The organism is Deltaproteobacteria bacterium (genome assembly GCA_019310525.1).
Lineage (GTDB): Bacteria > Desulfobacterota > DSM-4660 > Desulfatiglandales > HGW-15 > JAFDEE01.
On record JAFDEE010000116.1, the window covers coordinates 1 to 8,044 of the forward strand.

Sequence of the window (8,044 nt, forward strand, 5' to 3'; positions counted from 1 at the left end):
CGAATCAGTGTCTATCCATAAAGCAGGCAATTTTGTTCAAGGTCAAGGAAGGCGAAGATTTTAACCGCAGGAATACATATTGAAGTATTTTGAGGATTAAAATCTGAGCCTGACCTGTCTGCCGTGCCTGCCTGTCCCGTCGGAACGGCAGATAGGCCCGGCACAGGCAGGCGCAGAGATTGGGGAAAAGGGGCATTTATGGATGGACACTAATCAAGTATCCGGTGTTTTTCAACCTTGATCCTCCTTGAAGGACAAAAAAACATCTGAACTTCGGGAATATTTTATTTCATGCGCTTGGATGCTTACCAAAGTGCAAAAGAAGAGATCAAGAGGTCGGCGGATATCGTCGAACTGGTTGGGCAATATGTACAACTAAAGCGGGGGGGGCGGAACTTTATCGGTCTCTGTCCTTTTCACTCGGAAAAGGACCCTTCATTCACCGTCAATCCTGAACGACAAATTTTTCATTGTTTCGGATGTAAAAAGGGTGGAGACATTTTCGCCTTTTGGATGGAATACCACAAGGTCTCCTTCCCTCAGGCCGTAAAAGATCTGGCCGAAAGGTACCATGTGGCCTTGCCGGAAAAACCCATGAGTTCTTACCAGAGGGAAAAAAAGGCCCAGAGGGATTCCCTTTATGACCTGAATGAACAGGCGGCCCAATATTACCAGGCCATATTGAAAGAGGCTCCGGAAGGGGCCCACGGCCGGAAATACCTTGATCAGAGGGGAATTTCCAAGGATTTGGTCATCGAATTCAGGATCGGGTACGCCACGGGAGAATGGAACGGGTTGACGCGGAGACTTCTTGCCCAGGGCGTGAATATGGACACTGCAGTTCAAGCCGGCCTGGTGATCCCTAAAAAAAGCGGCGGGTATTACGATCGGTTCCGGGGGCGGATTGTCTTTCCAATCCTGGACATGAAAAAAAGGGTGCTCGGGTTCGGAGCAAGAGTCCTGGATGACTCCTTGCCCAAGTACCTGAATTCTCCGGAAAGTCCTATCTTCCACAAGGGGAAGGCCCTCTATGGGATCCACGCCGCGTACCCGGCCATTCGAGAAAGCGGGAGCGCCGTTATCGTAGAGGGTTATACGGATGTCCTGGCCCTTCGGAAACATGGATTTAACGGAGCCGTTGCCACTCTTGGAACCGCTTTGACCCGAGATCACATCAGGATGCTTAAGGGATACGCCAGGGAGGCAGTTGTGGTTTTCGACGCGGACACAGCCGGCAAGCATGCCGCCCTCCGGAGTCTTCCCCTCTTCCTGGACGAAGGTTTTCCCGCCAGGGTGTTGGTTCTTCCGGAAGGGGAAGATCCCGACAGTTATGTGCATAAGAACGGGCTGGATGGATTCCTGAAACTACTGGAGAGGGCTGTACCCCTTTTCGATTTTGTTATCGAGCTGAACCTGACCCAGGCGGGGGATCAGATTGAATACAGGGTACAAGCGCTCAAGGAAATGTTCCCTATCCTCTCAAACTTGAAAAACGAGGCCCAACGATCGCTCTATATCAGGCGAATGGCCGAAAAATCGGGAGTGGAGGAAAGGGCACTGGGAGTGGAATTCGGAAAATTCCTATCCTATTCAAGGGACATTCGCGGGAGAGAGGCAACGGAGATTCAACCCGATCCCTGTGACCGACTCAAGGGCCTGGACGACCATTATCTGCTAAATCTCCTGGTCCATCATCCTCACACAGTACCCCGACTCTTGAATTGCCGTTTGCTCTTGTCCAACCCCGCAGTCATTGAAATCTTTCAGGTCGTTGCGGAAATCCTTGAGCGGGAAGGTGATTTCTCATCCGACCTTGTTCGGGAAAAATTGCATGGAGATGAGGCCAAGGCCCTTTTGAGGGAGACAGAACTGGAACCCTCATTCTTCCCCGAACACATGGTGGAACAGGCTCTCAAGGACTTCGAAAATAAAGTCTTCAAGGCTGAAATGGCGGCCATAAAGAAAAGCGCCAGAGAAAAATCCGACCTGGCGGAATTAAACCGATTGCTGGCCGCCAAGAGACGCCTTGAAGACCGGGTTTTTTAAAGATATAGAACACCTTTCGGGAGGTTAGAACATGACCAACGACTCGGATATGGTGAATTTGAAACGTCTGATAGATATCGGCAAAGACAAAGGTTACATCACATACGAAGAACTGAACGATGATTTGCCCGACGATATCGTCTCTTCTGAATATATCGATGACCTGATGATGATGTTCGAAGAGCTGGATATCATGGTGATCGATGAGGCATCAAAGGAGGAAATCGAAAAATCCAAGAAGATCAAAAAACGTCAAGAAAAAATCCCGGAAAAAGGGATCTATCGAGCTGAACTGGCGGACAGCGGGACAAGGGTTTCTGATCCCGTCAAGATGTATCTGAAGGAGATGGGTTGTATTTCACTGCTTACCCGTGAAGGCGAAGTGGAAATAGCCAAACGTATAGAAGCCGGTGAGAAGGAGGCCCTTCATGCACTTCTGGAATGTTGCGTAGGGGTCGAATATATCATCGATCTGGGGGAGAAACTCAAGAAGGGTGAAATCAAGCTCAAGGACGTCATCAATGATCTTGAAGATGAAGACGGGCCTTCGCAGGCAGGGGAAAAGCGACAGTCTGTTCTTAATCTTATTGAAGAAATCAAGGATCTGTATCTGGAACAGTGCAGGGCCAAACAGGAGATGATGAAAAAACGTTGCACCGCAGCGAGGAAAAAGAAGCTGAGGCCCCAAATACAGGAAATCCAGGCGAAGATCATGGAGCTTATTGGATCCTTCAAGCTGGAAAAAAACCAACTCGATCGTATGGTGGAAAGACTCAGAGAGATGGTGTCCATCATCGATGAGGCCGAAAAGGATATTGCCGACTGTATGCTCCAGGCGGGTGGGAAGCCCATTTCCTACCTGAAAAAATGCATAGCCCAAATTCCCAAGACTGCAGGGGATGAAGACCTTGTCTCTCCGCTCAACATGAAGAAGTCCGAATTGCTGGCCCTCAAGGAAAAGGTGGATCGAGCCCAGAAACGAATAAAGGAGATCAGGGATCGGACCAATATGGGCAACAGGGAACTCCGGGATACCCTTAAGAGGGTGGAGGCCAGCCTGGAAAGTTCCAAAAAGGCCAAATGCGAACTGATCGAGGCCAATCTAAGGCTTGTTGTGAGTATCGCCAAGAAATATACCAACCGGGGACTTCAATTCTTGGATCTCATCCAAGAGGGCAACATCGGTCTGATGAAGGCCGTGGATAAATTCGAGTATCAGAGGGGTTATAAATTCAGCACTTATGCGACCTGGTGGATCAGGCAGGCCATTACGAGGGCTATCGCCGATCAGGCCAGGACGATCCGTATCCCCGTCCATATGATCGAGACCATCAACAAGCTGATTCGGACCTCCCGATACCTCGTACAGGAACATGGCAGGGAACCGACTCCTGAGGAAATCGCCGAGAAGATGGAATTTCCTCTTGAAAAGGTACGAAAGGTTTTGAAAATCGCCAAGGAACCCATCTCCCTGGAAACCCCCATCGGTGAAGAAGAGGACAGTCACCTTGGAGATTTCATAGAGGACAAGAAAATCATGTCTCCCGGGGACGCGGTAATCAATCACAACCTAGGGGAGCAGACCCGAAAAGTTCTCACCACCCTCACACCAAGGGAGGAAAAGGTGCTGCGGATGCGTTTCGGAATAGGGGAAAAATCCGATCATACCCTTGAGGAAGTGGGCCGTGACTTCAACGTAACCAGAGAGAGGATTCGACAGATTGAGGCCAAGGCCCTCAGAAAACTCAGACATCCCAGCAGGAGCAAGAAGCTACGAAGCTTCATCGAGCAATAGGGGTTTTCGGGCAAGGGGATTTCCCTTGACAAAAAGGCCTTCAACTTGCATGCTAAACAATGCACTTTGAGAATATGGAGGTTGGGCCTATAGCTCAGCTGGAAGAGCCACCGGCTCATAACCGGTAGGTCCCTGGTTCGAATCCAGGTGGGCCCACCAAAGATTTGCTGACAATTATGAACGCGGGATCGTTTCGCTTTTCGCCATTAATCATATGTTATGTCTGACCCCGGAAAGGGCGCACCTGTAAGGGTGCGCCCTTCTGATTTGGCGTGGACAGAATGGGCCTTCCTTTCCCTCACCTTCCGGGAGGCCCGTTTCCCTTTCCATTCAGGGTAAGCCTATGAGGCCGCAGTTGATACAGATCCTGGAACTTCTCGAAGAAATCGCCCCCCCTCGGCTGGCTGAGGAATGGGACAATCCTGGAATGCAGGTAGGATGCCTTTCCCTGGAAATCGACACCATCCTGATAGCCCTGGACCCATCTCTTGAGGCCCTGAAAGATGCATTGAAACAGGGGGCACAATTGCTATTTACGCATCATCCGCTCCTCTTTCGATCCCTGTCTTGCCTGGACGCGGATTCCTATCCGGGTGATGTGATCGCCCTGGCCCTGAAAAACGACATCTCGATCGTGGCCGCCCACACGAATCTGGACGTTGCAAAAGGAGGGATCAACGACCAACTGGCCGAACTCTTCCAATTGACCGATATAGAAATACTCCAGGAACACCGGGATCCACGGATATCCGAGGCAGGCCTGGGAAGAATCGGTTCCCTGCCCCACCCCCTTGCCCTTAAAGACCTGGTACACCGCATTAAAAAAGCACTTAACATCCAACAGGCGCGGGTTACCGGGGATCTGAATCAAAGGATCCATAGGGTGGCCGTAGTGGGTGGATCAGGGGCCGGTCTGCTCTCCTTGGCCTCAAAAAAAGGAGCCGACGTACTGGTTACCGGCGATGTCGGGCATCACCATGCCCGGGAAGCCGAGGCCATTGGAGTGGCCATCGTCGATGGGGGCCACTTTCACACGGAATGGGCGGCATTCATGCGCTTTGCCGGGAGATTAGAGGCCATGTTTAAAGACCGACGCTGGGAAGTGACGATCAAGACCTATGACCGGGAAAGACCGCCACAGTTCCATATTTGAGATCCTTATTGGCTGATACCGGAGTATCCCGCTGCCTCTCCTCGATATTTCCGGCTGAGCGATTCGTCAATCATATAAACATCTTGGTAAGGGAGAAACAGAGTGAAAGAAAAACTCATGACCCTGATTCAAATTCAGGCCTGTGACAGCAGAATCCAGGAAATCATGCGAAAAAAGAGCGAAGCGCCTTTGAGGATTCAACAACTCGAAAAGGAACTTCAGGCCATGGAATCGACCTTCAAGGAAACCGCGGAACGACTCCAGGATCTGGTCAAGAATAGGAGGCGGATCGAAAGGGAGATCGAGGAAATGGAGGCCAAAATCGAGAAGAGCAACCAGAAGCTTTCCAATATAAAATCGAACAAAGAATATTCCGCCGCCTTGAAAGAAATCGAGGACTTGAAGAATACCAAGTTCGCTGCTGAAGAGAGGTTGCTTCAACTCTTGGAAGATATTGAAGCGGCGGAGGAGGAAAACAAGACCAACCAGAAGATGTGGGAAGACTTGCAAAGCCAATTCCAAAAAAACAAGAAAGAGATCAAAAAGGAATTGTCCGCTCTCGAGAAAGAATTGAAGGTGCTCCAGGAAAGGAACAAGATCCTTAGTGGAGAAGCGGACCAGGAATTACTGAAGCGATATCGATTTCTTAAGGAGCGAAAAGGAGGGCTCGCCATCAGTTCGGTGGTAAAGGGGGTTTGCCAGACCTGTCACATGGAGATCCCTCCTCAAAAATTCAGGGAACTGCTCAGGGGAGATGCGCTCATGAGCTGTCCCCATTGTCACCGGATGATATACTGGGGCGAAGATGATTATTTTTTGAAATCCAAGAACGAGGTATAATTCAGGAAGGTTAGAGCAGGACAAATGACCGCTGCTTTGTCGGAGGACAAAGGGGAGGAAAGTCCGGGCTCCACAGGACAGGGTGCTGGGTAACACCCAGTCCCGGCGACGGGAAGGAAAGTGCCACAGAAAAGAAACCGCCTGGTGAAACGGCCGCGGCTGTGGAACCAGGTAAGGGTGAAAAGGTGAGGTAAGAGCTCACCAGTCCTGCCGGTGACGGCAGGAGCTTGGTAAACCCCACCCGGAGCAAGACCAAATAGGGGAACGCAGGAGGGTGGTCCGCCCGAGTTCCCGGGTAGGTCGCTCGATCCCGCCGGTAACGGTGGGACTAGATGAATGGTCATTGTCCCCGGATTTGCCGCAGGCGAAACCCGGGGAAACAGAACCCGGCTTATGGCCTGCTCTAACCTCCTCTACCATGGAAACACCTTTTAATGTTTCCATGGTAGAGGAAATACGATGGAGAAAACCCCACCCGAAACCTTTGAAATTCAGGATTGCGCCCTCTCCTCCCCCCTCCCGGCAAATATGGTTCTCGTCGTGGGAGCCGGTCATTTCGGGAAAAGGGCCGTCGGGATTCTGAGAAAACGCGAAGGCACACCCCTCCTGGTCGTGGAAAAGGACGAAACGGCAATCTCGATCTCGGATGACGACTTTCTTCTCTACACGGCACTTTGTGACGGGGCCTCTTTCTTGATACAAAATTTTTCCCGCTTACACCCGGAAAACTTCATCATCCCCGCTGTGCCTCTCCACCTTGCCTTTGAGTGGGCAAAGGGCCTTCTTCAAGCGACTCACCATCCGGTCACATTACCGGTCCCGGAAAACATCCTCCCTTCCCTGCCCTACACTTGGAAAGGTGCCGACGGGTCCCTCTTGGTCAGCTATGCCGATTTCCGTTGTCCTGATGACTGCCCCGAACCGGCCGATCATTGTACGGTCACCGGAAAGCCAAGGCCCATGCCCCTTTTTAAGCTCCTGGGAGGACTTGAGATCCGGGATTTCGCCATCCATATCATCAGGAGCCGGCAAATCGCCCCGGGCCTTGGAGGATACAGGGTCAAGGACATGATTCAACTCTTGGAAAAGGTGCGAAAGGGAAAAGCACGAAAATGGCTCATCGGAACGGCCTGCCGATGCCACGGTGTCCTGAACGCCCTGGAACTCCATCCCTAGTGATGAAGCCCCGGGCCATGGGATCAAAGCACACCCCTCATAAACGCCGCGATGAGTTGGTGGACCAGGGCCCCCAGGATTTGGAAGCCGATAAGGGCAACGATCGGGGAGAAATCTATACCCGCCAGGAGGGGCATGTATCGTCGAATCGGAACCAGGAGGGGTTCGCTTATTCCATAGATGGCCTGGACGATGGAATTGGAGGGATCGGGGTTCACCCATGAAATCAGGGCACCGGCGATGATGACAAGGGAAAAGAAGCCGGGAAAGGGAAAAAGGCCGACCACAAGGATCAACCCCTCCGCAAAACCATAGAACGGAGAGAGATGCGAGGCCATTGCCCCGGGAATCATCCCGTACCGGATCAAAGTACTCAAGCAGGCGTAAAGGACCCATAGAAACAGGAATGCAAAAAGGTGGAACCGAGCCCGCTGAACCCCGAAACGCCCCGAAATCCTGTACAAGGGAGAGAAGGCCCTTTGAATCAGGTTGAGAAAAGAGGTCCCGAAGGATCTCCCGGAGAGGAGGGAGACAAACCACATCACCATATAGGCCTGGAAAAGGAGCTGAAACAGGGCCAGGAAGCTGATTCCCACCCCGGCCCGAAGGGACATCGCTCCCAGGCCGCTGTAAACGAGCCCCCGGAGAAGCACGAGGGCGAGAAGGATCAAGAGGATGCCTTTGTTCAGGTGGCGGGTAATGTACCGGACCGGGACGAGAATTGGATCGGTAATCCGGTAAATCAGACGGTAGATGGGATCAAAATAAGCCTCATTTGGCCGGATCAGGAGCCTTATAAGCAGAAGGACCAGACAAAAATCAATGAGCGCCTTCATGAAATACATAACAATGCCTCCCGGAAATTTGAACCTGAATCCTGCAAGCAAAAGTAATTTTTAACGGGTTCAAGATTGTTTATGCGAGACCTTTGAAAAACGCCCCCTTTTGCCCAATTTCTGCGTCAGGCTTAAATTTCAATCCTCAAAATACTAAATGTATTCCTGTGGTTGAAATTTTCGCCTTCCTTGAACTTG

6 protein-coding genes, 1 tRNA gene and 1 other RNA gene are annotated in these 8,044 nt (G+C 51.3%); 7 read left to right on the top strand and 1 reads right to left on the bottom strand.

All coding sequences use genetic code 11. The annotated features are described in order from the left end of the window. Positions 1–291 precede the first annotated feature (291 nt). The 7 genes from JRF57_15395 (at position 292) to JRF57_15425 (ending at position 7,010) form a co-directional block, all read left to right on the top strand. Positions 292–2,046 carry a DNA primase gene (locus tag JRF57_15395; protein ID MBW2305088.1) on the top strand — a complete coding sequence of 585 codons (1,755 nt, stop codon included), beginning with the start codon at positions 292–294 and terminating at the stop codon, positions 2,044–2,046. Positions 2,047–2,077: 31 nt separating this feature from the next. Further along, positions 2,078–3,841 carry an RNA polymerase sigma factor RpoD gene (gene rpoD / locus JRF57_15400; protein ID MBW2305089.1) on the top strand — a complete coding sequence of 588 codons (1,764 nt, stop codon included), beginning with the start codon at positions 2,078–2,080 and terminating at the stop codon, positions 3,839–3,841. Between the two features lie 83 nt (positions 3,842–3,924). Then, positions 3,925–4,000 (top strand) — tRNA-Ile (locus tag JRF57_15405). A gap of 196 nt (positions 4,001–4,196) precedes the next feature. Beyond that, positions 4,197–4,994 carry a Nif3-like dinuclear metal center hexameric protein gene (locus tag JRF57_15410; GenBank protein MBW2305090.1) on the top strand — a complete coding sequence of 266 codons (798 nt, stop codon included), beginning with the start codon at positions 4,197–4,199 and terminating at the stop codon, positions 4,992–4,994. A gap of 102 nt (positions 4,995–5,096) precedes the next feature. Continuing rightward, a complete protein-coding gene (locus tag JRF57_15415) occupies positions 5,097–5,834 on the top strand; it encodes a hypothetical protein (GenBank protein ID MBW2305091.1) in 738 nt (245 codons plus the stop codon). 12 nt (positions 5,835–5,846) lie between these two features. Then, an RNA gene (gene rnpB / locus JRF57_15420) (RNase P RNA component class A) lies at positions 5,847–6,243 on the top strand. 50 nt (positions 6,244–6,293) lie between these two features. Next, a complete protein-coding gene (locus tag JRF57_15425; protein MBW2305092.1) occupies positions 6,294–7,010 on the top strand; it encodes a hypothetical protein in 717 nt (238 codons plus the stop codon). A 23-nt stretch (positions 7,011–7,033) separates the two neighbouring features. Here JRF57_15425 and JRF57_15430 read toward each other — a convergent pair whose 3' ends face one another. Then, positions 7,034–7,855, bottom strand: a complete 822-nt coding sequence (locus JRF57_15430; protein MBW2305093.1) for a YggT family protein — start codon at positions 7,853–7,855, stop codon at positions 7,034–7,036. Positions 7,856–8,044: the final 189 nt, after the last annotated feature.